The organism is Mycolicibacterium sarraceniae (genome assembly GCF_010731875.1).
In the GTDB taxonomy this organism is placed as follows: Bacteria; Actinomycetota; Actinomycetes; order Mycobacteriales; family Mycobacteriaceae; genus Mycobacterium; species Mycobacterium sarraceniae.
This window is the reverse complement of record NZ_AP022595.1, coordinates 4,521,104-4,544,954: the sequence shown is the minus strand read 5'-3', so window position 1 is coordinate 4,544,954 and position 23,851 is coordinate 4,521,104. Positions and strand designations below refer to the sequence as shown.

The window sequence follows — 23,851 nt, the reverse complement described above, 5'->3', positions numbered from 1 at the left end:
GCGTGCCGGACCTGATGCCCAGCACTTCAGAACGAGTAACCGGACCGCAGTCCGGATTAATTCCCGTCTCCGGGGATCACCCCGAGAAGCGCCCGGTCACCGGCGGCAGATCGGCCAGCGTGACGATGCCTGGAGCGGCGGCGACGACCGCGGGCACGGCGTTGGTCACCGGCATGGCGGTGTAGATCATGCCCAGGCCCATGAACCCCTCTTCGGGCCAGTTCTTCGGCGGCAGGCAGTGCAGCACCGTGCGCATGTTGGGTATGCCGAATACCTGGATGACGTGGCCGTGCTCAAGAGGCTTGGGCGGCACCGCATGGCTGCCCATGATCCAGTTGAAGCCGACGCTGACGACATTGCGGTCACCGACCCAGCCCCGGTGGTAGCCGTACACCCCGCCGACGGTGCCCTCCGGGATCGTCATGAATCCGAGGTCGCTGTCGCCGGTCGCGGTGGTGAACGTGACGTCGAACGTCATCCGGTCCAGCTTCGCGCCGATCGCGTCGGCCATCATCGCCGCCGACTCGGCGAACACCTCGCTCTCGCGACGCACGCTCTCATCCAGCCCCGGCGTGTCGGGGGCGCAGCCGAAGCCCATCGCGGACTGGGTGCCCGCGGACTCGTAGGTCGAACAGTCCACCGACTCGGTGATGCGGATTTCGTCGACGCGTTCGCAGGAACCGGACAGCACCATGCCGACCATGTTCGTCATCCCCGGATGGGCGCCGCTGCCGAAGATCGTGGAATTGCCTTGCTCGCATGCCTTTCGGATCCGGGCCAGGTCCTCGGGCGACTGCTTGCCGCCGGTGATCCAGGCTGCCGAGGACACCACGTTGACCCCGGCCTCCAGCAGCCGCACCAACTCGTCCACGCTGGGCCACAGGGGGTTGTAGCAGCAGGCGTCCGGCTTGGCCGCCAGTAGCGCGTCGATGTCGTTGGTTGCGGTGATACCGGTGGGCTCGGTCCAGCCGGACAGTTCGGCGGCGTCGACCCCGAGTTTGTCGGTGCCGTGGGCGTACACCCCAACCAGCTCCAGGTCCGGCCTGCTGATGATCGCGTGCAGCGACCGGCGGCCGATATTGCCGGTGGTCCACTGAATCACCCGAATGGGGCGGTCGGTGATGGCGGTCATGGGCGGTCCTCCTGGCTCGACGCGTGCGTGTACACAGTTCCGGATTCATCCACAGGACCGCCACCGGAAGTCCCGCACAGCGGGTTCCGGTCGCCGGCCGGGCCTACGGTCGTGACATGCGATCCGAGCAGCCGCTGGCGCGCCTGCGCCCGAACGAACCGGGCCCCGCCGACGACTCCGACCCCGACGACGAGATCCCGGTGCCCAGCTGGATCCCCGAGGGGAACGGTCAGCGCGGCTGGCTTGCCGCCATCCGGGCCGACCCGGGCCGCGCCGGCGGTATCGCCCTGGCGGTGATCGCCGTTGTCGCCGTGCTCATCACGGTGGTCACGTTGATGCGCGACGATCCGCCCCCTGTGGTGTCGGCCAAACTCCCGCCGGTGGACATGGTGTCATCGGCATCCGCGCGGCCCAACCCGCAAGCCAACGCCCCGGTGGTAGTCAGTGTGGTCGGGCTGGTCACCAAACCAGGCCTGGTGACGTTGGCGCCCGACGCCCGGATCGCCGATGCGGTCGCCGCGGCCGGCGGAACCATCGACGGAGCCGACACCCTCGGGCTGAATCTGGCTCGCCATCTCGCCGATGGCGAGCAGATCGTGGTCGGTATCGGCACTCCGGCAGGCCAGCCGACCGCGCTGGGCAGCTCGGTCACCGGCGGACCACCGGCCTCGTCCACTCCAGAGGTGGCGGCGGGAAAGGGTCAGCCGGCCCAACCGGTCGACTTGAACACCGCCACCGTCGAACAACTCGACGCGCTACCGGGAGTCGGTCCTGTGACGGCCGCTGCGATCGTGGCCTGGCGTGACACCAACGGAAAGTTCAGCAGCGTCGACCAACTCGGCGACGTCGACGGTATCGGCCCGGCGCGGCTCGACAAGTTGCGGCCCCTGGTCCGGGTGTGACCGATTCCGCCGCGCGCCTGGATCTGCGACTGGTGCCGGCGGCCCTGACGGCCTGGGTGGTCACCGCCGCGGGTATCACCTGGCCCGTCGGGCCGTTGCTGGCCACGGCCTGCGCGGCCGTCGGGCTCGGTTGGGCGGTGCTGACCCGATGGTGCGGCCAGGGCCGGCCGGCGCTGCGCACCGCCGCTGTCGCGGTGCTCGGTGCGGCGGTCGTCGGGACGGGTTTCGCGTTCGCGGCGACGCTGCGCAGTGCCGCGGTCCGTGACCACCCCATCGCCCAGCGGCTTGGCACGGTGGGCACCGTGACCGTGACACCGGGGGAGGACCCCCGGCCGCTGGGCAGTGGCCGGTTGATGTTCCGCGGCTCACTGGCCGAGCTGAACGGCACCGAAATGACCGGCAGTGTTGTTGTTTCCGCAACGACATCGGGCTTCGGCGAACTGACGGCGGGTAGGCCGGCGCGGTTCAGGGCGCGTATTGGCCGGCCGACCCGCCACGATCTGACGGTCGCTGTGCTCAATGCCACCGGCGACCCGGCGCTGGGCCGGGCATCGCCCCTGCAGCGCGTGGCGAGTGCCGTTCGAGCGCGCTTCGCGGATGAGGCACGCCGCGTTCTGCCTGCGGATCAGGCCGCGGTCCTGCCCGGGCTCGTGCTGGGCGACACATCGACCGTAAGTGCCAACACCACAGCGGAATTCCGTACGGCCGGGCTCACGCATCTGATGGCGGTGTCCGGCGCCAACGTGACGATCGTGTGCGGCGCGGTGCTGTTGTCGGCGGCAGTCGTGGGTCCGCGCGTGGCGGTCGGCCTGGCGGCGGTGGCGCTGCTGACATTCGTCATCGTCGTACAACCCACCGCCAGTGTGCTGCGTGCCGCGGTCATGGGTGCCATCGCGTTGGTGGCCATCGTGAGCGCCCGCAGACGCCAAGCCATTCCGGTGCTGGCGGCCACCGTGCTCGGATTGCTCATCGTCGCACCACAATTGTCGGTCGACGCCGGCTTCGCGCTCTCGGTGTCGGCGACGGCGGCGCTGGTCGTGCTGGCGCCGGGTTGGGCTGCGTCGCTGATCGCTCGCGGCTGGCCGAGGCCGCTGGCCGAGGCGGTCTGCGTCGCGCTGGCTGCGCAGCTGGTCACCGCGCCGCTGGTGGCGGCGATCTCCGGGCGTTTGAGTGTGGTCGGCGTGCTCGCCAATCTGGCTGTTGCTGTGGTGATTCCACCGATCACCGTGCTGGGTACGGCCGCCGCGGTGGTGTGTTGGGTCATGCCGTCGGCGGCCGGGCTGATGATCCGCTTCACCGGTCCCGAGCTGTGGTGGCTGCTGCGTGTCGCATCCACCGCCGCTGAGTTGCCGGGCGCTTCGGTGCCGGTACCGTCCGGGCTGGCCGGGGTGCTGACGGTCGGCGGGGCCACGCTGGCCATCGCGGTGTTGTGGCGGTGGCGCAAGGTCGGTGTCAGACGGTGTCGGCCGGTCGTGAAACGATCGTCGGGTGAGCGAGACGGCGGGCCTGCATCTGATCCTGGGTGACGAGGAGCTACTCGTCGACCGCGCCATCACCGAGGTGCTGCGGGGTGCCCGCGCCTCCGCGGGTAATTCCGACGTCCCGGTCGACCGGTTGCGGGCCGGCGAAGTGTCGGTCAACGAACTCGCCGAACTGCTCAGCCCGTCGCTGTTCGCCGATGAGCGGGTGGTCGTGCTCGAGTCGGCCGCCGAAGCCGGCAAGGATGCCGTCGAGTTGATCGCCACGGCAGCCGCCGACCTGCCACCCGGCACGATCCTGGCGGTTGTGCACACCGGCGGCGGGCGGGCTAAGGCGCTGGCCGATCAGCTGAAGAAACTCGGTGCCCAGGTGCATCCCTGCGCCAAGATCGCCAAGCCCGCGCAACGGGCGGAGTTTGTCCGCGCCGAGTTCCGGGCGCTGAAGGTCAAGGTCGACGACGATACGGTGACCGCGCTGCTCGACGCCGTCGGCTCCGATATCCGTGAGCTCGCCGCGGCGTGCTCACAGCTGGTCGCCGACACCGACGGCAAGATCGACGCGGTCGCGGTTCGGCGCTATCACAGCGGCAAAGCGGAAGTCACCGGGTTCGAGATCGCCGATAAGGCCGTGGTGGGTGATATCGCAGGATCGGCAGAAGCGCTGCGGTGGGCGATGATGGCCGGCGTCCCGCACGTCGTCCTGGCCGATGCCCTGGCCGAGGCGTTGCACACGATCGCCCGGGTGGGCCCGCTCTCGGGTGACCCCTACCGGCTCGCGGGCGAGCTTGGGATGCCGCCCTGGCGCATCCAGAAGGCGCAGAAACAGTCGCGGCGCTGGTCGCGCGACAAGGTGGCGACGGCGATCCAGCTAGTGGCGAAGCTCAATGGAGACGTCAAAGGCGTAGCGGCTGACGCCGACTACGCCCTTGAGGATGCGGTGCGCAAGGTTGCGCACCTGGCCGCCGGAAGCGGCCGGGACTGATCAGATCTTGTTGAAGGCCTGAGCCAGCGCGGACTTCTTATTGGCCGCCTGGTTCTTGTGGATGACGCCCTTGCTGGCGGCCTTGTCCAGCTTGCGGCTGGTCGAGACCAGCAATTCGGCGGCCTTGTCCTTATCGCCCTCAGCAGCTGCCTCACGGAACCCGCGGACCGCAGTGTGCAGGGAGCTCTTCACCGACTTGTTGCGCACACGGCGCCGCTCGTTGGTGCGGATGCGCTTTTCCTGCGACTTGATGTTGGCCACGCGTTATTTCCTCGTCTTCAAGCTTGGGGTCTCGGTCTTGCCGGGGCCAAACAGGCCCTCGGGCAGCGACTGCTGAGGGTACCAGTCAGGGTGTCAATCTCCCAAAGTGGAGCTCACTGGCCTGCCGAAACGGCGAACTTCCGGCAGCATGTGACGGGTGAGCCTTCGTACCCTGCCTTCGGAAGCCAGCCGGTCGTCGCGGAACGGTTCGCGGCAGCCACGCAAACATGACCATATCTTCGGCGGCTATAACGACATGGGCTCCTATGCCAAGGCGTTCGACGAGATGTTCGACAACCAGGGCAACGTCCGCGGGCCCTATAGAGGCATCTTCGCCGAGCTCGCCCCCTCGGACGCCGAGGAGCTCGAGGCCCGGGCCGAGGCGCTGGGCCGAGCGTTCATCGACCAGGGCATCACGTTCTCGTTGTCCGGCCAGGAGCGGCCCTTCCCGCTCGATCTGGTGCCCCGCGTCATCTCCGCGGCCGAGTGGTCCCGGCTGGAACGCGGTATCACTCAGCGGGTCAAAGCGCTGGAGATGTACCTCGACGACATCTACGGCGACCAGGAGATCCTGCGCGACGGGGTCATCCCGCGCCGGTTGGTCACCTCCTGCGAGCACTTCCACCGGCAGGCCGCCGGGATCAACCCGCCCAACGGGGTGCGGATCCATGTCGCCGGCATCGATCTGGTCCGCGATGCCCAGGGGACCTTCCGGGTGCTGGAGGACAACCTGCGTTCCCCGTCGGGGGTCTCCTACGTGATGGAGAACCGGCGCACGATGGCGCGGGTCTTCCCGAACCTGTTCGCCACCCACCGGGTGCGAGCGGTCGGGGACTACTCGTCGCATCTGCTGCGGGCGTTGCGCAACGCCGCGGCCACCAACGAGGCCGACCCGACTGTCGTCGTCCTGACCCCGGGCCCGTTCAACTCCGCCTACTTCGAACACTCCCTGCTGGCCCGCCAGATGGGTGTCGAACTGGTCGAGGGCCGCGACCTGTTCTGCCGGGACAACGTGGTCTACATGCGCACCACCGAAGGCGAGCGTCAGGTCGACGTCATCTATCGCCGTATCGACGACGACTTCCTGGATCCCATGCAATTCCGCCCCGACTCCGTACTCGGAGTCGCGGGCCTGCTCAATGCCGCGCGAGCCGGCAATGTGGTGATCTCCAGCGCGGTCGGCAATGGTGTCGGCGACGACAAGCTCGTCTACACCTACGTGCCGACGATCATCGAGTACTACCTCGGCGAGAAGCCGTCACTGGCCAACGTCGACACGTTCCGGTGCTGGCTCGACGAGGAGCGCGAGGAAGTGCTCGACCGGATCGACGAGCTGGTGATCAAACCCGTCGAGGGTTCTGGGGGCTACGGCATCGTGTTCGGCCCGGATGCCTCCGAGAAGGAACTGGCGACCATCCGCAAGAAGGTGATCGGCGACCCCCGCGGCTGGATCGCCCAGCCGGTGGTCCAGTTGTCGACGGTGCCCACCAAGGTCGGCGACGCGCTCGCACCTCGCCACGTCGACTTGCGGCCCTTCGCTGTCAATGACGGCGAGGAAGTGTGGGTGCTGCCCGGCGGGTTGACTCGCACCGCTTTGATCGAAGGGTCCCTGGTGGTGAACTCCAGCCAGGGCGGCGGGTCCAAGGACACCTGGGTGCTGGCCTCCAAGACATCGGTGGCCGCCCGCGAGCTCGGCGCCGCCGAGATCGTCCGGAAGATCCCCAAACCCGCCAAGAATCCGTTGGCGGAGAGGGGTTCTGAGTCCTCCAGTCAGCAGCAGCAGGGGCAACAGCAGAATCAGCAACAGCAGCAGCAGGTGATGCGCTGATGTTGGCCCGTAACGCCGAGGCGCTCTACTGGATCGGGCGCTATGTCGAGCGCGCCGACGACACTGCCCGCATTCTTGACATCACGGTTCACCAGCTGCTGGAAGACTCCAGCGTCGATCCCGACCAGACCTCGCGGGTGCTGCTGCAGGTGCTGGGCATCGAGCCGCCCAAACACGAGCTCGATCTGTGGTCGCTGACCGATCTGGTGGCGTTCAGCCGGGACTTGGAGGGCGGGTGCTCGATCGTCGACGCGATCTCGTCGGCGCGCGAAAATGCGCGCTCCGCAAGGGAAGTCACGTCCTCGGACATGTGGGAGTGCCTCAACACCACCTACAATGCGCTGGCTGAACGCGAGCGTGCGGCCCGCCGGTTGGGCCCGCACGAGTTCTTCAGTTTCATCGAGGGCCGAGCCGCGATGTTCGCCGGGCTGGCTGACTCGACACTGTCCCGCGACGACGGCTACCGCTTCCTGGTGCTCGGCCGGGCGATCGAACGCGTCGACATGACGGTACGGCTGTTGCTGTCTCGCGTCGGGGACAGCGCCTCCTCGCCGGCGTGGGTGACGGTGCTGCGGTCGGCCGGTGCGCATGACACCTACCTACGCACCTATCGCGGTGTGCTCGACGCCAGCAGGGTCGTCGAATTCATGTTGCTGGACCGGCTTTTCCCGCGGTCGATCTATCACTCGCTCAAGCTGGCCGAACACAGCCTCGACGAATTGATGCACCGAGCGCCCAACCGCGTCGGGTCCACCGCCGAGGCGCAGCGACTGCTCGGGCGGGCCCGCAGCGAGCTCGAATTCATCCGGCCCGGGGTGCTGCTCGAGACGCTGGAAGAGCGTCTTGCCAGCTTGCAGGAGACCTGTCGCGATGTCGGAGAAGCGGTGGCGCTGCAGTACTTCCACTCCGCGCCATGGGTGGCGTGGTCGGATGCCGGCAAACATGGGGAGCTCGTTATCGAAGAAGGTGAGATCTAAATGTGGCGGATGCGGGTTGTGCACGCGACGGGGTACGCCTACAAGTCGCCGGTGACGGCCTCCTATAACGAAGCTCGGCTCACGCCGCGTTCGGATTCCCGGCAGAACGTGATCCTCAACCGGGTCGAGACCATTCCGGCCACCCGGTCCTACCGCTACGTCGACTACTGGGGCACGGCGGTGACGGCTTTCGACCTGCACGCGCCGCACACCGAACTGGAAGTGACCGCGTTCTCGGTGGTCGAGACCGAGGAGCCGGAGGCACCTGCCGTCGACGTGTCCTGGGAAGAGCTGGCGTCCGCGGCGGTGCGGGACCGCTTCGATGAGGTCCTGACCCCCACGCACTACACCCCGGCGAGCAGGCGTCTGGAACGGGTCGGCAGGCGCATCGTCAAAGAGAACGACCCACAGGCCGCGGTGATCGCGGCCGCCCAGTGGGCGCACAGCGAACTGAAATACGTTCCCGGCACCACCGGTGTGCACTCCTCGGGCATCGACGCCCTGCGCGAGGGTAAGGGCGTTTGCCAGGACTTCGCCCATCTGACCCTGATCCTGTTGCGCGGCATGGGTATCCCGTCGCGGTATGTCTCGGGATACCTGCACCCCAAGCGCAACGCGGTGGTGGGCGACACCGTCGACGGACAGAGCCACGCCTGGATTCAGGCCTGGACGGGCGGCTGGTGGAATTACGACCCGACCAACGACTCTGCGATCAACGAGCAGTACATCAGCGTCGGCGTCGGTCGGGACTATGCCGACGTCACCCCGCTGAAGGGTATCTACTCCGGCGAGGGATCCACCGATCTCGATGTGGTGGTGGAGGTTACCCGGCTGGCGTGATCACGCCGGGCGGCGATGATCGCCTCGGCGACGAGCACCACGATCAGGGAGATGCCGAAGGCCGGGAAGAGCAGCCCGAGTGCGACCGCGACGACTGCCACCGTGGACATCGCTCGTTTCGGGGTGTTCGCACGTGTGGCCGGGCTGGTCGGGCCGGGCAGGCCGCTGCGTCCTGACGGACGCCGCTTCCACCACATCAGCAGACCGGTCAGCGCGCTGAGGAGCACGCCGAGGCAGGCGACCGTCGCCGAAATCCTTGTCAGCCAACCCATTTGGTTGCCCATGTGCATGGCGATCCCGAAACTGGTCAGCCGGGTCAGCGCCCCGTCCTGGGCGGCGGTGGCGTTGGCGATCGTGGCGCCGGTGAACTGGTTCAGGTAGAGCGTGCGCTGTTCGGACACCCGCTGCGGCCACCGGTTGACCACCGTGTAGCTGCCGTAGGTCGTCGTACCGTCCTTCGTCGAGTCCGACGGCGGGAAGATCGAATACCCGGGCACCATGTGCTCGTCGGTGGCGATGCGGTCGATGTCGGCGTAGGACAGCTGGGCCACGGTGCCCCCGGGCGCTGACGCATAGATCGGGTCGTCGGTGGCAGCCCAGGCGATGCGGCGACCCAACCGGTCGTAGTCACCGAGCTTCGCCGGCGTTGAGGGAGCATCGATTTCGGTCGACGGGGTGACCGTTGCGGTCACCGCCCGCCAGTTCTCGCCCCAGTAGCGCGTCCACGTCATTCCCGACAGGACATAGCCGGCCAGGATGACGGCGATGACGACACCGGTGAGGGCGTGCACATCACGCCACCGGATTCGGCCGCCGCTGCGCCACCGGACTTTCAACAGCGGTTTGGCGGCTTCGATCGCCCTGGGCCACCAGAGGTAGACGCCGCTGGCCAGCAGCACCAGAATCCAGGTCGCGGTGAGCTCCATCCACAGATTGCCGATCCCGACCGGGATCGTCGACTCCGGGTATGCCGATGGGTTGATCAGATGTCCCAACGACGGAAGTGCCACGTGCGGTCCGTCGTTGCCGAACATCCGGTGTAGCTGATTGGCCCAGCCCACCAGGCCGGACAGCTGATCGCGCTGGCCCAGATAGGCGCCGGTGTACGGATCGACGAACACCTGGATGACGTTGGTTTCGGCCTGCGGGTAGCCCGGCACCGTCGCTGCCGAGAAATCCACCCGAGTCGAGGAATTCGGGCCATCGGGTGGGGTGACCGCTTCCAGCGTGTCGGTCGCGCCGACGTGCAGTTTGGCAGTGGCTACCTGGGCATCCAGCGGCACGGCCTGCGGTCCCGGTTCGACCACCAGGAGATGCCGGTTGGTCCACGCGTCCAGCGGCTGGCTGTAGAGGATCACCAACCCAGAGCAGGCGAGCACCACCAAGACCGGCGCCGCGAACAATCCCACCCAGAAGTGCAGCCGCCAGATCCGGCGCAGCACCGCCGAATCAGCGCGGCGCGTCGAGGGTTCCACCGTTGTTGTCATCGCACATGAGTCGTGCGCGGCGGGGGATTAGTTCCCGACGGATACCTGGAGCAGATCGTTTCCGATTTCCACCGGCCCGCTGAACTCTCCTGCCGCCAGAGCCCGCCACTGATCCTCCTGCCCGGGCACCAGCGGCGGCACGTAGTGCGTGAGTACCAGCGTGCCGACTCCGGCGCGGGACGCGGTGGCTGCGGCCTGTTCCACCGAGGAGTGGTAGTCGAGGATGTCTTTGAGCCGCTGTGCTGGTACCTGCGCCACCAGATCCGCACGGATCACTGTGTGCACCAACGCGTCTGCGCCTTGCGCGAGAGCGTCGAGGCTCGCGCACGGCACGGTGTCACCGGCCAGCACCACGGTGGCGCCGTCGTACTCGACGCGGAACCCCAGCGTCGGTTCGACCGGTCGGTGGTCGGTGGGCGCGGCGGTGATCTGGACCCCGCCCTCGTCCCACACCTGGCCCTCGGTGTACTCGTGCACCTGAATCGACGGCGGTTCGGTGATGTCGGCGTGGTGGTGAATGCGGTAGGAGATGTCGGGTGCCAGCGCGGCCAGCGTCGCCTCGACGACGGCCTTGGTGCCGGGCGGTCCGATGATCGGCAGCGGGGTGGGCACGAACGTCGTCACCCAGCGGGTGGTGATGACATCGGACAGGTCGGTGATGTGATCGCTGTGCAGGTGGGTCAGCAAGAGCGCGGTGATAGTGGCCGCGCCGACACCAGCTGCGGCGGCCCGCATCAGGACCCCGCGCCCGCAGTCCACCAGGAACACGCCCTCACCGGCTTTCACCAGGGTCGACGGCCCGGCTCTATTCGGGTCGATCATCGGACTTCCGGTGCCGAGAAGGGTGATGTCGATCATGGGGTTAATTACTACTCTGCCGGGCAGCGACCCGGGGGCAAGTGGCCACGGCGCGGCGGGTTTCACTTCGCCGGCACTATTCAATGACCTATTGACACAACTCGACCATCCATTATTGCTAACTGCTCAGTTCAAAGGCAGCGCCGGCCCCGGCGGTCCGGGTCGCCGAGAAGGTCGCCATCATCTCGGTTCGCGGACTGCTCAAGCGGCCCGGCGAGATCGGCCGGATCAGCGCTCAGGCTGCCCAATTCGACGACACTGCCGCAGCCATGCCAGCGCCACCTGCGCCGGCTCTCGTCGGCGCAGCTCCTGGTGATGTGCTCACCCAACGACCAGATCGACGACCCGAGCGCGCTGATGACCAACAACCGGGTGCGGCATGTGGCCGTCATGCGGGACGGGCGACTGGTCGGCATCGTCAGCATCGGCGACGTCGTGAAGAACCGGATGGAGCAACTGCAGGTCGAGCAGGAGCATCCGCAGGCCTACATCACGCACGGCAGGTGACGGTTAGCTCCAGGAGTACTCGGCCCGCAGCCGGGCGGCGACGATCTCGAATGTCGTCTGCTCCAGGATCGCGCCTTCGCGGCGGATGCCTTCCTCGGGAACGTCGAGGACCCGGTCCAGCCGCACCCAGCTGGGCCTGCCGTCATAGTCCCAGCCGCCCGAGCCGATGCCGATCCAATTTCCGTCCTCGGCGTGATGGGCCTGGCTGGACAACATCAGGCCCAACAGGGTCCGGCGGTCACGGCCGACCACCAGCACCGGCCGATCCTTACCCCGGGTCGGATCGTCCTCGTAGACCACCCACGTCCACACCACTTCGCCCGGGTCGGCGCGGCCGTCGAGATCCGGCGCGTAGACCACGCGGCGGGCGCGGTGCGCCGTCGGGACGCTGCCGTTGGTCACCGGTCGACCTGCGGTGATCGCGGTGTGCGGCTCGGCGACTATCGAGCCGGCCACCAGCGCCTCGATACCCAGCCGCAGGCCCTGCTGGATGGTCCGCGGCACGGCCTGTGGGATCGGCAATTGCCTGATCAGCTTCGGCGCCTCGCTGAACACGAAGTGCTCCGCCAATTTCTGTAACGTCCTCCACTGCGACGCCATTCTCGACAGCATAGGCGGAACGGCGCGGGCCTGCGGCGCGCGATTGTGTCCATCGGCGCCCTACTCGATACCCTGGACAAATCCGAGGGCCCCCTCGAAGTGCTACCCGACCAGGAGAAACACAATCAGCAGCTTCGCCGACAAGACTTTCACTGCGCCGGCGCAGATCCGGAACTTCTGCATCATCGCTCACATCGATCATGGGAAGTCCACGCTGGCCGACCGGATGCTCGGCATCACCGGCGTGGTCGCCGACCGCGATATGCGGGCCCAGTATCTCGACCGGATGGACATCGAGCGCGAACGCGGCATCACGATCAAGGCGCAGAACGTGCGCCTGCCTTGGAGCGTCACAGCAGGTGGGGTCACTACGGATTACGTCCTACACCTGATCGACACCCCCGGCCACGTCGACTTCACCTACGAGGTGTCGCGTGCGTTGGAGGCCTGCGAGGGTGCCGTGCTGCTGGTCGACGCCGCTCAGGGCATCGAGGCGCAGACGCTGGCTAACCTGTACCTCGCGCTGGACCGGGACCTGACGATCATCCCCGTGCTCAACAAGATCGACCTGCCCGCCGCCGACCCCGATCGCTACGCCGGCGAGATCGCCCACATCATCGGTTGCGAACCCGATGATGTGCTGCGGGTGTCCGGCAAGACGGGTGTGGGCGTGCCCGAGCTGCTCGATGAGGTGGTCCGACTGATCCCCGCACCGGTCGGGGATGCCGACGCTCCGGCGCGAGCGATGATCTTCGACTCGGTCTACGACATCTACCGCGGTGTCGTGACGTACGTCCGCGTGGTGGACGGCAAGCTCAACCCGCGTGAGCGGATCAAGATGATGTCCACCGGCGCCACCCACGAACTGCTCGAGGTTGGCATCGTTTCGCCCGACCCCAAACCCAGCGACGGGCTGGGCGTCGGCGAGGTCGGCTACCTTATCACCGGTGTGAAAGATGTGCGCCAGTCCAAGGTTGGTGACACCGTCACCAGCGCCCGTCGCGGCGCCACCGATGCACTGACGGGTTATCGCGAACCCAAGCCGATGGTCTATTCGGGCCTGTATCCGGTCGACGGCTCTGACTACCCGAATCTGCGCGAGGCTCTGGACAAGCTACAGCTCAACGACGCGGCTCTGACCTACGAACCGGAGACGTCGGTGGCGCTGGGCTTCGGCTTCCGGTGCGGTTTCCTGGGGCTGCTGCACATGGAGATCACCCGCGAACGCCTCGAGCGGGAGTTCGACCTCGACCTGATCTCCACGTCACCCAACGTGGTGTACCGGGTGATCAAGGATGATGGCAGCGAGCTGATTGTGACCAACCCATCGGACTGGCCCGAAGGTAAAGTCCGCGAGGTCTACGAGCCGGTGGTGAAGACCACCATCATCTCGCCGAGTGAGTTCATCGGCACGATCATGGAGCTGTGTCAGTCCCGCCGCGGCGAACTCGGCGGTATGGACTACCTGTCTCCCGAACGGGTCGAACTGCGCTACACCATGCCGCTGGGCGAGATCATCTTCGATTTCTTCGATTCGCTGAAATCGCGCACCCGCGGCTACGCGAGCCTGGACTACGAAGAGTCCGGCGAGCAGGAGGCCGCGTTGGTTAAGGTGGACATCCTGTTACAGGGTGAGGCCGTCGACGCCTTCAGCGCGATCGTGCACAAGGATTCGGCACAGGCCTACGGCAACAAGATGACCACCAAGCTCAAGGAACTCATCCCGCGCCAGCAGTTCGAGGTGCCGGTGCAGGCTGCTATCGGAGCGAAAATCATTGCCCGCGAGAACATCCGGGCGATCCGCAAGGACGTGCTCGCAAAGTGCTACGGCGGTGACATCACGCGTAAGCGCAAACTGCTGGAAAAGCAGAAAGAGGGCAAGAAGCGGATGAAGACGATCGGGCGGGTTGAAGTGCCCCAGGAGGCGTTCGTCGCCGCGCTCTCCACCGACGGCGGTGGCGAGAAGACCGGCGACAAGGCCAAGAAATAGGCTCGTCTGTTGTGACGGCGGTTGGAGTACCCCAACCTGCCAGCTGAGGGACGCTATCGTCCGTGATCCGCTGTGGGCGGGTGCGAGTCTGCCGAGGAACTGGCCCGAAAGCCGCCAGGGACGATAGGCAAGCCGCTGCGGCCGCCACGGTGCTACTACAGCGTGTCGAACCGGCGCTGGCGGCCGACCGGTTGGCCTAGCTACCTCTGCCTTTTTGTAGGCCTCCGCCTACATCGGCGCGTTCGCGGGCTGGAACACGCCTGTGCTGTCGGCTTCCTCTTCGGCCCGGATGACGTGCACCACGGCATTGATCAGGGCCAGATGGGTGAACGCCTGCGGGAAGTTGCCCAGATGGCGGCCAGTACGCGGCTCGATCTCCTCGGCGTAGAGATGCAGCGGGCTGGCAAAGGACAGCAGCCGCTCGCACAGGTGCCGGGCTCGGCTCACCTCGCCGATCTCGACCAGCGCCGACACCAGCCAAAACGAGCAGATCGTGAAGCTGCCCTCTTCACCGGACAGGCCGTCGTCGGTCTCGTGGACGCGATACCGCAGTACCAGACCGTCCTCGGTGAGCTCGTCGGCGATCGCCAGCACCGTGGCCCGCACCCGCGGGTCGTCCGACGGCAGGAACCGCACGAGCGGGACCAGCAGCAGTGACGCATCCAGCGCGTCGTCCCCGTAGCGCTGGGTCAACACCCCGCGCTTGTCCACGCCGTTGGCCAGGATATCGGCCTTGATCTCCTCGGCGATCGCCCGCCACTGCTGGGCGTAGCTCTTCTCGCCGACCAGCTCGGCCAGCTTGGAGCCCCGATCCAGCGCGACCCAGCACATGACCTTCGACGAGGTGAAGTGCTGCGGCTCGCCGCGCACTTCCCAGATACCGCGGTCGGGTTCCTTCCAATGCTTGATGGCCTCTTCCACCTGCTCCTTGAGTACCGGCCACAACTGATCGGAGATCTGCTCGCGCGACTTTGCGTGCAGGTACACCGAGTCGAGCATGGTGCCCCAGATATCGTGCTGCATCTGGTTGTAGGCCCCGTTGCCGATCCGGACCGGGCGGGCGTTGTCGTACCCGGACAGGTGGTTGAGTTCTTCCTCGACCAACTCGCGCTCGCCGCCGACGCCGTACATCACCTGAAGAGGATGACGCTCGCCGTTGTTGGCACCGGATACGTCGGCGATGAAGGAGAAGAAGTCGTCGGCCTCGCGATCCAGGCCCAGGGTGTAGAGACCCCACAATGCGAACGTCGAATCACGCACCCATGCGTAGCGATAATCCCAGTTGCGTTCACCCTGCGGCGTTTCCGGCAGCGATGTCGTGCTGGCGGCCAGCAGGGCACCGGTCGGCGAATACGTCAAACCCTTGAGCGTGAGCGCACTGCGCTGTAGATAGGAACGCCACGGGTGGTCGGGGAAGTCGCCGATGTTGATCCACTGCCGCCAGGCCTCGCTGGTCTGCCACATCTTGTCGGCGGCTTCTTCATAGGTCTGCGGCGATGGATGCTTCGACCACGACAGCGCGACGAACACATTGTCACCCTCTTTGAGGCGGGTGCGGGCGCGCGCTTCGCGGCCCTCTAGCCCGATCCGCAGGTTCGTCGTCAGCCGCAGCGTGGGATGGGCGTCGGGGTCCTTCCTGGCCCGGGCGATCGCTTCGCCGTAGGCGTTGGCCGAGTACTCCCAGTTCGCGTTGACGCGCGCGTAGTCAAACGACGGCTCGCAGTTCATCACCAGCTCCACCGTGCCGCTCACACAGCGCACAGTGCGCAGCAGGATGTGCTCGGCATCCCAGTCCATTGGGGTGCGCCGGTGCGTTCTGGATCGGTGTTCAATATCGTGCCACGGGCCCATGACCAGGGCATCCCGCACGATCAGCCACCCGGTGTGGGTCTGCCACGTGGTCTCCAGAATGAGACTGCCAGGCAGGTAGCGGCGCGCGGCCGGAACCGAGACGCCGTACGGGCCCAACCGGAAATGGCCGGCACCACGGTCCAGGACCGCCCCGAAAACGCTGGGGGAGTCCGGTCGCGGAACGCACAGCCACTCCAGCGCACCGGCTGATGAGATCAGGCAGGTGTTCTCGCAGTCGGACAAGAAGGCGTAATCGGCGATCGGCGGGAACGGGTTGCGCAACGCGGCAGGCGAGGGATACGGCACCGGGGCGGTTACGGACAGCGGCGGCGGGGCTGGGTTGAGGGCCACAGCATCAGTGTCCTCGCCGGTCGGCTGGGCTTGCAGAACCATTGGGACATCATCGACCGGATTGCCTTGTGCCGTCTACTTATGCACCGATCCGTGCCTTTGCTGTTACCACCGGTCACGACGCAGCGCGGGGCGCGGCATACGCTGGTGCCGTGCAGGGGTTGTTGAGTTGGTGGGACGGCGTCGAACTCTGGTTGTCCGGGCTCGGTTTCGTCCTCCAGACGATCATTGTGATACCCGTGGTTTTAATGCTCGCCTACGGCATCGCATGGGTGATCGACGTGATTCTGCGCAACAGCATCCGGGTATTACGGTGCCTGCGCCTCGCTGAGCGGCGGCTCCGATGAGTGGGATGCCGCGATCCCGGGTGACGCTGGCCCTGGTGGCGCTGCTGATCTTGGTGATCGTTGTGTGGCTGATCAACCGCTGATACCCGGACTGGTCGCCTGACAGATCTCTGTTAAGCTTCGCGCCATGCAACCTGCCACCCCGTACGGCAAGGGCCATATCTTGGCCCTAATTGCCGTCGGCGCGTTGGCCGTTGCTGATGTTGCTTGTTGTCGCTGACACCCTCTGCCCGTCCTCGGTCTGGTGTCGGTGATGTTCGTTGGCATTCGTTGTCAGCATCGCCATTCCGTTGCGACGGGGCTCTATTCCCCTAACCCGCAATGAGAAAGGCCAGCAATGCCCAAGATTCACGCCCCCGTACGACGGTGGAGCACAGCTGTCGCGCTCGCGACGACCGCAACGGTGCTTGCCGCCTGTGGCGGCGGTGGTTCTAGCGACGTCGCCGGCGGGAGCAGCCAGCCCAAGGCTGACACCACCCTGACTTTGGTCGCCTACGCGGTGCCGGAGCCCGGCTGGAGCAAGATCATCCCGGCTTTCGCGGCGACCCCGGAGGGCAAAGGTATCGCGGTGACGACGTCTTACGGTGCCTCCGGTGACCAGTCCCGCGGCGTGGTTGACGGCAAGCCGGCCGATATCGTCAATTTCTCGGTCGAGCCGGACGTCACCCGCCTGGTGAAGGCGAACAAGGTCTCCGCTGATTGGAACAAGTCCACCACCAAGGGCATCCCGTTCGGTTCGGTTGTTTCTCTGGTTGTTCGTAAGGGCAACCCGAAGAACATCAAGGACTGGGACGACCTGCTGCAGCCGGGCCTCGAGGTTGTCACCCCGAGTCCGCTGAGCTCCGGCTCGGCCAAGTGGAATCTGTTGGCTCCCTACGCCGCCAAGAGCAACGGTGGTCAGGACGACGCGGCTGGTCTGGACTTCGTCGCCAAGCTGGTCAAGGATCACGTCAAGACCCGCCCGGGCTCCGGCCGGGAGGCCACCGACGTGTTCCTGCAGGGCACCGGTGACGTTCTGATCAGCTACGAGAACGAGGCGATCAACACCGAGCGTCAGGGCAAGCCGGTCGAGCACATCAACCCGCCGCAGACGTTCAAGATCGAGAACCCCGTCGCGGTGGTGACCACCGGTGCCCACGTCGACAAGGCGACCGCGCTGAACAACTTCCTGTACACCCCGGAAGGGCAGAAGCTCTGGGCCCAGGCCGGATTCCGTCCGGTCGATCCCGCGGTTGCCGCTGATTTCGCTACCGACTTCCCGGCCCCGCAGAAGCTCTGGACAATCGCTGACCTCGGTGGCTGGAGCAAGGTGGATCCGGCGCTGTTCGATAAGGACAATGGCTCCATCACCAAGATCTACAAGCAGGCCACTGGATGACAGCAGCTACCACGCCAAACCCGCAGGCGGTCCGGCCCGAGCTCACCCCGAACGGGGGCTCGGGCGGGCCGTCCCGCGTCGGCCGCCGGCATGGCACGACGAGCTTGCGCGTTGGGGCAGCGTCGATCTGGTTGAGTGTGATCGTCCTTTTGCCGCTTGCCGCGATCGTGTGGCAGTCGGCTAAGGGGGGATGGCACGCGTTCTGGCTGACGATCAGCTCGAACGCCGCCCTGGAATCTTTTCGAGTGACGCTGACGATCTCGATCGGGGTCACGCTGATCAATGCGGTGTTCGGACTGCTCGTCGCCTGGGTATTGACCCGAGACGACTTCCCGGGCAAACGGTTGGTCGATGCGGTGATCGACCTGCCTTTCGCGTTGCCCACCATCGTGGCGAGCCTGGTCATGCTGGCTCTCTACGGGCCCAACAGCCCGATCGATCTACATCTCCAGCACACCAAATGGGGTGTCGGCGTGGCACTTCTATTCGTCACGCTGCCGTTCGTGGTGCGTTCCGTCCAGCCGGTCCTGCTCGAACTCGACCATGAGGTCGAGCAGGCCGCCGCCTCGCTGGGGGCGACCAACTTCGTCATCTTCACGAAGGTGATCCTGCCGGCGTTGCTGCCTTCGCTGCTGTCCGGTGCGGGGCTGGCGTTCTCGCGCGCGATCGGGGAATTCGGTTCAGTGGTGCTGATCGGCGGTGCGGTGCCAGGGGAGACCGAGGTGTCCTCGCAGTGGATCCGGACGTTGATCGAGAATGACGACCGGACCGGTGCGGCGGCCATTTCCATTGTGCTGCTGGTGCTCTCGTTCGTCGTGCTGCTGGTGCTGCGGACCATCGGTTCGCGCGCGGCGAAGCGGGAGGAGCTGGCGACGTGAATCTGTCTCCCGCGGTGCGCTACCTCGTCCGCTACGTTGCGTTGGCGTACGTCGCGGTACTGGTGATCGTGCCGGTCGGCCTGATCCTGTGGCGTACCTTTGCTCCTGGATTCGGCGAGTTCGTCGCGTCCATCACCACGCCGGCCGCGATCTCCGCACTGCAGCTGTCGCTGATCGTCGTGGCGATCGTGGTACCGCTCAATGTGCTCTTCGGGATACCGACGGCACTGGTACTGGCCCGCAACAAGTTCCGCGGTAAGGCGGCGTTGCAGGCAGTCATCGATCTGCCGTTCGCGGTCTCACCGGTGGTCGTGGGGGTGGCACTCATCCTGCTGTGGGGTTCCGCCGGACTGTTCGGATTCGTGGAGAACAGCCTCGGGTTCAAGATCATCTTCGGGCTGCCCGGTATCGTGCTGGCCAGCATCTTCGTCACTGTGCCGTTCGTGATCCGCGAGGTCGAACCAGTTCTGCACGAACTCGGTACCGACCAGGAACAGGCGGCAGCCACCCTGGGATCCAGCTGGTGGCAGACATTCTGGCGGATCACGCTGCCATCAATCCGATGGGGTCTCACCTACGGCATCGTGCTCACCATCGCTCGAACCCTGGGCGAGTACGGCGCGGTGATCATGGTGTCGTCCAACCTGCCCGGCACGTCACAGACGCTGACCTTGCTGGTTTCTGATCGCTATAGCCGTGGTGCCGAGTACGGCGCGTACGCCGTCTCGACGCTGCTGATGGGTGTCGCGGTGCTGGTGCTGGTCGTCCAGGTGGTTCTGGATGCCCGCCGCACCAAGGCCAGCGAGTAATCGAACGAGGAGAACGACTTTCATGACAAATGCGATTACCGTGACGGGTGCCAACAAGCGCTACGGCGATTTTGCCGCCCTGGACAATGTCGATTTCGTGGTCCCCGCCGGTTCGTTGACCGCCCTACTGGGGCCTAGTGGATCGGGCAAGTCCACGCTGCTGCGCGCCATCGCCGGGCTGGATCAGCCCGACAGCGGCACGATCACCATCAACGGGCGTGACGTCACCAACGTCCCCCCGCAGCGGCGCGGCATCGGCTTCGTTTTTCAGCACTACGCGGCGTTCAAACACCTGTCCGTGCGCGATAACGTCGCGTTCGGGCTCAAGATCCGCAAGAAGCCGAAGGCCGAGATTAAGGACAAGGTCGACAACCTGCTCGAGGTGGTCGGGCTGGCCGGCTTCCAAAACCGGTATCCCAACCAGCTTTCCGGCGGCCAGCGCCAGCGGATGGCGTTGGCTCGGGCGCTGGCCGTCGATCCGGAGGTGCTCCTGCTTGATGAGCCATTCGGGGCGCTGGACGCCAAGGTCCGCGAGGATCTGCGGGCGTGGCTGCGCCGGCTACACGACGAGGTGCATGTCACCACGGTGCTCGTCACCCACGACCAGGCCGAGGCACTGGACGTCGCCGACCGGATCGCCGTCCTCAACAAGGGGCGCGTCGAGCAGGTCGGCTCGCCGACCGCCGTCTACGACAGCCCGGCCAACGCGTTCGTGATGTCGTTTCTGGGCACGGTGTCATCGCTCAACGGGATCCTGGTGCGCCCGCACGATATTCGGGTGGGCCGTAACCCGGAGATGGCGATCGCTGCGGGCGACGGTACCGCGGAATCCACCGGGGTCACCCGGGCCACCATCGACCGGGTCGTGTATCTGGGTTTCGAGGTCCGAGTGGAATTGACCAGCGCCACCAACGGTGCGCCGTTCACTGCGCAGATCACCCGTGGTGACGCTGAGGCGCTGGGGCTCAAAGAGGGGGACACCGTGTACGTGCGGGCCACCCGGGTGCCGCCGATCGCCGGTGAAGTGCAGATCGCCCGGAGCGAGGTCGTTGCCCGCTAGGCGGCGGCTCTGGCGGCCAGTGCGTGATCGAAGCGGTCGAGTACTGTCTCGGCCACCAGCGGATGCGCGCCCAGTGGCGCGACCATTGACATGCCTGCGGTGTCCGCAATGGCCGCCACTCGGTCGGTGATGCGTCCCGGTGCAATGAACCAGGGCGCCACGACAATCCGCCGTGCGCCCTTGCCGCGCAGGAGGTCGGCTCCGTCGAGCACCGACGGGTGCGGTCCGGTGGCGTAAGCCACCTGCACCCCGGACCACCGCGTCCCGCGAGCCAGCGTGTCGGCGAGCGCTGCGGTACGGGCATTGGCGCTGGCGTGCGAGGAGCCGACCGCAACCACCAGCACGCCCAGACCCCGCTCGTATCGATGAATCCGGTGCTCGGCCAGCCGTTCCCGCAGTACGGTCAGCAGGCGCGGATCTTCGCCAAGCGTTTCGGCCTGAATCACGTCGGCATCGGCGTCAGCGATCATCGCCGGAATATCGGCGCGGGCGTGGTAGGCACTGGCCAGCAACAGTGGCGCGACGACGGCCGGACCGTCCTGGATGCGCAGGGCGTCACGAAGGTTCGGCGAATTCTGTTCGCAGAACGCCACCTGCACATCCAGCTCGGGCCGCAGCGCGCGGATATGCTCGGCTACCGCGTGAGTGGTGGCCGAGGAGCGCGGATCGGCGCTACCGTGCGCCGTCAGGATGAGCCTCACGAAACGTGAAGACCGCATTCGGTTTTCGACTGGCCCTGCCAGCGACCGCTGCGCGGGTCGGCGCCCTCGAGCGGCTTGGCCGTGCACGGCGCGCAGCCGATCGACGGATAGCCTTCCTCCACAAGCGGATTCACCAGCACGCCGTTGGCCTGGATGTAGGCGTCCATATCCTCGTCGGTCCACGCGGCGAGCGGATTGATCTTCACCAGCGTGAATGCCTCGTCGAAGCTGATCAGGGGCGCATTGGCGCGGGTGGGAGCCTCGACCCGGCGGATGCCGGTGACCCAGGCGGTATATCCCTGCAGCGCCGTGCGCAGGGGGGTCACCTTACGCAGCCGGCAGCACTCGGTCGGGTTACTAGCGAACAGGTCCTTGCCCATCAGCTGGTCCTGCTCGGCGACGCTGTGCTCGGGGGTGACGTTGACGACGTGGATGTCGTAGACGGCCTCGACCGCGTCGCGGGTGCCGATGGTCTCGGCGAAGTGATAGCCGGTGTCCAGGAATAACACGTCAACGCCGGGGCGCACCTTGGCCGCCATGTCGACCAGCACCGCATCCTGCATGTTGGAGGCCACCACGTATTCCCCGCCGAAGTGTTTGTCGGCCCAGGCCAGCAGCTCGACTGCGCTGGCGCCATCCAGCTCCGCGGCGCCCCGTTCGGCAAGCTCCCGTAGGTCAGCCTCCGTCAATTCACCCACCCCAATGCTCATCGCAAATCATCTTCTTCCGCTCGTACAGCCCACTGAGCGAAACGCTCTCCCTCGTGTCTTTGTTTCACGAAGTTGCGCACGACCCGCTCGATGTAGTCGCCGAGCTCGGTGGAGAGCACCTTGTGCTGCCGCAACTTGCGGCCGAAACCGCTGTCCAGGCCGAGGCTGCCGCCCAGGTGGACCTGGAACCCTTCCTCGGGGCCGTTACCGTCGTCAACCATCTGGCCCTTGAAGCCGATATCGGCGATCTGAATACGGGCGCAGGAGTTCGGGCAGCCATTGATATTGACCGTGACCGGCACGTCGAGCTCGGAGTTGATGTCCTCTAGCCGCTTCTCCAGGTCGGGCACCAGGCTCTGGGCGCGCACTCTAGTTTCGGCGAAGCTGAGTTTGCAGAACTCGATTCCGGTGCAGGCCATCAGGTTTCGTCGCCAATGCGACGGTGTCGACGGCAAGCCGAGCGCATCGAGGCCGCTGCGCAGCTCGTCCAGCTTGTCATCGGGGACGTCGAGGATGATCAGCTTCTGGTACGGGGTGAACCGGACCCGGCCCGACCCGGCGGCCTCGGCGAGGTCGGCGACCTTGGTCAGGATCGTGCCGGAGACGCGTCCCGCGATCGGTGCGACGCCGACCGCGTTGAGCCCGTTCTTGAGCCGCTGCACACCGACGTGGTCGATCGGCCGGGCGACGGGCTCCAGTGCGGGCCCGTCGATCAGCGGACGCTTCAGGTATTCGGTCTCCAGAACTTCCCGGAACTTTTCGATACCCCAGTCCTTGACCAGGAACTTCAGCCGCGCCTTGGCGCGCAGCCGGCGGTAGCCGTAGTCGCGGAACACGCTGACGACGCCCTCCCAGACATCGGGCACCTCATCGATCGGCACCCAGGCGCCGACGCGCTGGCCCAGCATCGGGTTGGTGGACAACCCGCCTCCCACCCACAGATCAAAACCGGGGCCGTGCTCGGGGTGGTTGACCCCGATGAAGGCGACGTCGTTGACCTCGTGCACCACGTCCTGCAGGCCGCTGATGGCGGTCTTGAACTTGCGGGGGAGGTTCGAGTACTCCTTTTTGCCGATGTAACGCTTGACGATCTCGTCGATCGCGGGCGTGCCGTCGATCACCTCGTCGAGCGATTCACCGGCCAGCGGCGAGCCCAGCACTACGCGTGGGCAGTCGCCGCACGCTTCGGTGGTCTGCAGGCCGACCTCGTCGAGCCGGCGCCAGATCTCTGGCATGTCCTCGACCCGAATCCAGTGGTACTGCACGTTCTCGCGGTCGCTGATATCGGCGGTGTCGCGGGCGAACTTCGTCGAAATATCGCCGAGGGTGCGCAGCGCCGCGGTGGTCAGCGCACCACCGTCGCTGCGGACTCGCAGCATAAAGAACTCGTCTTCGAGCATGTCGGTGTTCTCGTCACCGGTCCAACTGCCGTCATAGCCGGGCTTGCGCTGCGTGTAGAGCCCCCACCAGCGGAAACGACCCCGCAAGTCGCCCTTGTCGATGCTCTCGAAACCGTTCTTGGCGTAGTTGTTCTCGATACGCTCCCGCACGTTGAGCGGGTTGTCGTCCTTCTTGCTCTGCTCGTTGGCGTTGAGCGGCTCGCGGTAGCCCAGGGCCCACTGGCCCTCACCCTTGGGACGCTTCGGCGCGGCCTTGGTCGGCTGACTCATGAAATGGGGCTCCTCAGATCAAGGAGCTGGCGTTCGAACTGCGAGAGTCCACCGGTGAGCTGTTCCGGCGGCGCAGATCCGGCAGCCAGCTGACGTACAGGTGGGCAGGTCTACGGCGTCAAGCCAGACAACAACAGGTGCAGACGCGCTTGAAATCGACGTGCCGCCGAGCCACCAGTGCGACGGGGCGCATGTTCTGGGGCGCAGGCATGCGGGCCATTCTGCCACGAACGGCCTCACTAGCTCTAACCGGC

Annotated in this window: 23 protein-coding genes and 1 pseudogene; 14 read left to right on the top strand and 10 right to left on the bottom strand. The window is 66.2% G+C overall.

Going from position 1 to position 23,851, the window contains the following annotated elements; genetic code table 11:
* Positions 1-76: 76 nt before the first annotated feature.
* Positions 77-1,132 carry an NAD(P)H-dependent amine dehydrogenase family protein gene (locus G6N13_RS22680; protein ID WP_163700810.1) on the bottom strand — a complete coding sequence of 352 codons (1,056 nt, stop codon included), beginning with the start codon at positions 1,130-1,132 and terminating at the stop codon, positions 77-79.
* 116 nt (positions 1,133-1,248) lie between these two features.
* Between G6N13_RS22680 and G6N13_RS22675 the strand changes: the two genes are divergently transcribed.
* From G6N13_RS22675 to holA, 3 genes are read left to right on the top strand one after another with little or no spacing between them, the layout of a single operon-like run.
* Positions 1,249-2,034 carry a ComEA family DNA-binding protein gene (locus G6N13_RS22675; protein WP_163700807.1) on the top strand — a complete coding sequence of 262 codons (786 nt, stop codon included), beginning with the start codon at positions 1,249-1,251 and terminating at the stop codon, positions 2,032-2,034.
* The gene (locus G6N13_RS22670; protein WP_163700803.1) at positions 2,031-3,560 is read left to right on the top strand and encodes a ComEC/Rec2 family competence protein; all 1,530 of its coding nucleotides are present in this window, start codon (positions 2,031-2,033) and stop codon (positions 3,558-3,560) included. Before G6N13_RS22675 ends, G6N13_RS22670 begins: the two co-directional genes overlap by 4 nt.
* The gene (gene holA / locus G6N13_RS22665) at positions 3,523-4,494 is read left to right on the top strand and encodes a DNA polymerase III subunit delta (RefSeq protein WP_163700800.1); all 972 of its coding nucleotides are present in this window, start codon (positions 3,523-3,525) and stop codon (positions 4,492-4,494) included. The genes G6N13_RS22670 and holA overlap by 38 nt, the downstream gene beginning before the upstream one ends.
* On the opposite strand, the gene rpsT is transcribed toward holA, so the two are convergent.
* Positions 4,495-4,755 (bottom strand): 30S ribosomal protein S20, encoded by a 261-nt coding sequence (gene rpsT / locus G6N13_RS22660; protein ID WP_163700797.1) that lies wholly within the window; start codon positions 4,753-4,755, stop codon positions 4,495-4,497.
* Positions 4,756-5,011: 256 nt separating this feature from the next.
* Here rpsT and G6N13_RS22655 point away from each other — a divergent pair, with 256 nt between their 5' ends.
* The 3 genes from G6N13_RS22655 to G6N13_RS22645 are packed head-to-tail and all read left to right on the top strand — an operon-like array spanning position 5,012 to position 8,400.
* Entirely contained in the window at positions 5,012-6,583 is a 1,572-nt protein-coding gene (locus G6N13_RS22655) for a circularly permuted type 2 ATP-grasp protein (protein ID WP_407663948.1), read from the top strand.
* Positions 6,583-7,560, top strand: coding sequence for an alpha-E domain-containing protein (locus G6N13_RS22650; RefSeq protein WP_163700794.1), 978 nt, complete (start codon positions 6,583-6,585; stop codon positions 7,558-7,560). Before G6N13_RS22655 ends, G6N13_RS22650 begins: the two co-directional genes overlap by 1 nt.
* On the top strand, positions 7,561-8,400 hold the full coding sequence (locus tag G6N13_RS22645) for a transglutaminase family protein (RefSeq protein WP_163700791.1): 840 nt from the start codon (positions 7,561-7,563) through the stop codon (positions 8,398-8,400).
* Here the strand turns inward: G6N13_RS22645 and G6N13_RS22640 are convergent.
* Positions 8,340-9,887, bottom strand: coding sequence for a PepSY-associated TM helix domain-containing protein (locus G6N13_RS22640; RefSeq protein ID WP_163700787.1), 1,548 nt, complete (start codon positions 9,885-9,887; stop codon positions 8,340-8,342). The two genes, G6N13_RS22645 and G6N13_RS22640, sit on opposite strands and share 61 nt — an antisense overlap.
* 27 nt (positions 9,888-9,914) lie before the next feature.
* Positions 9,915-10,745, bottom strand: coding sequence for a ribonuclease Z (locus G6N13_RS22635; protein ID WP_163700784.1), 831 nt, complete (start codon positions 10,743-10,745; stop codon positions 9,915-9,917).
* 306 nt (positions 10,746-11,051) lie between these two features.
* On the opposite strand from G6N13_RS22635, the pseudogene G6N13_RS22630 reads away from it, so the two are divergent.
* Positions 11,052-11,252, top strand: a pseudogene (locus G6N13_RS22630) (CBS domain-containing protein); the annotation flags it as partial.
* 3 nt (positions 11,253-11,255) lie between these two features.
* On the opposite strand, the gene G6N13_RS22625 reads toward G6N13_RS22630, so the two are convergent.
* A complete protein-coding gene (locus tag G6N13_RS22625; RefSeq protein ID WP_235677868.1) occupies positions 11,256-11,852 on the bottom strand; it encodes a type II toxin-antitoxin system PemK/MazF family toxin in 597 nt (198 codons plus the stop codon).
* Between the two features lie 43 nt (positions 11,853-11,895).
* Between G6N13_RS22625 and lepA the strand changes: the two genes are divergently transcribed.
* A complete protein-coding gene (gene lepA, locus G6N13_RS22620; protein WP_407663817.1) occupies positions 11,896-13,842 on the top strand; it encodes a translation elongation factor 4 in 1,947 nt (648 codons plus the stop codon).
* A 228-nt stretch (positions 13,843-14,070) separates the two neighbouring features.
* Here the strand turns inward: lepA and G6N13_RS22615 are convergent, their stop codons facing one another.
* Positions 14,071-16,086 carry a glycoside hydrolase family 15 protein gene (locus tag G6N13_RS22615; RefSeq protein WP_163700779.1) on the bottom strand — a complete coding sequence of 672 codons (2,016 nt, stop codon included), beginning with the start codon at positions 16,084-16,086 and terminating at the stop codon, positions 14,071-14,073.
* A 110-nt stretch (positions 16,087-16,196) separates the two neighbouring features.
* On the opposite strand from G6N13_RS22615, the gene G6N13_RS22610 reads away from it, so the two are divergent.
* The 6 genes from G6N13_RS22610 to G6N13_RS22590 all read left to right on the top strand — a co-directional run bounded on the left by G6N13_RS22610 (position 16,197) and on the right by G6N13_RS22590 (position 20,516).
* Positions 16,197-16,391: a hypothetical protein gene (locus tag G6N13_RS22610; RefSeq protein ID WP_163700776.1), complete on the top strand. Its 195-nt coding sequence runs from the start codon at positions 16,197-16,199 to the stop codon at positions 16,389-16,391.
* Positions 16,392-16,518: 127 nt separating this feature from the next.
* On the top strand, positions 16,519-16,611 hold the full coding sequence (locus tag G6N13_RS26280; protein ID WP_407663816.1) for an Ms4533A family Cys-rich leader peptide: 93 nt from the start codon (positions 16,519-16,521) through the stop codon (positions 16,609-16,611).
* Between the two features lie 117 nt (positions 16,612-16,728).
* On the top strand, positions 16,729-17,769 hold the full coding sequence (locus G6N13_RS22605) for a sulfate ABC transporter substrate-binding protein (RefSeq protein WP_163700772.1): 1,041 nt from the start codon (positions 16,729-16,731) through the stop codon (positions 17,767-17,769).
* Positions 17,766-18,647 (top strand): sulfate ABC transporter permease subunit CysT, encoded by an 882-nt coding sequence (gene cysT, locus G6N13_RS22600; protein WP_163700769.1) that lies wholly within the window; start codon positions 17,766-17,768, stop codon positions 18,645-18,647. Before G6N13_RS22605 ends, cysT begins: the two co-directional genes overlap by 4 nt.
* The gene (cysW, locus tag G6N13_RS22595) at positions 18,644-19,456 is read left to right on the top strand and encodes a sulfate ABC transporter permease subunit CysW (protein WP_163700767.1); all 813 of its coding nucleotides are present in this window, start codon (positions 18,644-18,646) and stop codon (positions 19,454-19,456) included. Before cysT ends, cysW begins: the two co-directional genes overlap by 4 nt.
* Positions 19,457-19,478: 22 nt before the next feature.
* Positions 19,479-20,516, top strand: coding sequence for a sulfate/molybdate ABC transporter ATP-binding protein (locus tag G6N13_RS22590; protein ID WP_179965040.1), 1,038 nt, complete (start codon positions 19,479-19,481; stop codon positions 20,514-20,516).
* On the opposite strand, the gene G6N13_RS22585 is transcribed toward G6N13_RS22590, so the two are convergent.
* The 4 genes from G6N13_RS22585 to G6N13_RS26275 all read right to left on the bottom strand — a co-directional run bounded on the left by G6N13_RS22585 (position 20,513) and on the right by G6N13_RS26275 (position 23,790).
* Positions 20,513-21,217 (bottom strand): sirohydrochlorin chelatase, encoded by a 705-nt coding sequence (locus G6N13_RS22585; RefSeq protein ID WP_235677867.1) that lies wholly within the window; start codon positions 21,215-21,217, stop codon positions 20,513-20,515. The two genes, G6N13_RS22590 and G6N13_RS22585, sit on opposite strands and share 4 nt — an antisense overlap.
* Complete coding sequence (locus G6N13_RS22580) at positions 21,214-21,927, bottom strand: phosphoadenylyl-sulfate reductase (RefSeq protein WP_163700757.1); 714 nt, start codon at positions 21,925-21,927, stop codon at positions 21,214-21,216. Before G6N13_RS22580 ends, G6N13_RS22585 begins: the two co-directional genes overlap by 4 nt.
* On the bottom strand, positions 21,924-23,597 hold the full coding sequence (locus G6N13_RS22575; protein WP_163700754.1) for a nitrite/sulfite reductase: 1,674 nt from the start codon (positions 23,595-23,597) through the stop codon (positions 21,924-21,926). The genes G6N13_RS22580 and G6N13_RS22575 overlap by 4 nt, the downstream gene beginning before the upstream one ends.
* A gap of 118 nt (positions 23,598-23,715) precedes the next feature.
* Positions 23,716-23,790 carry an Ms4527A family Cys-rich leader peptide gene (locus G6N13_RS26275; protein ID WP_407663947.1) on the bottom strand — a complete coding sequence of 25 codons (75 nt, stop codon included), beginning with the start codon at positions 23,788-23,790 and terminating at the stop codon, positions 23,716-23,718.
* Positions 23,791-23,851 lie beyond the last annotated feature (61 nt).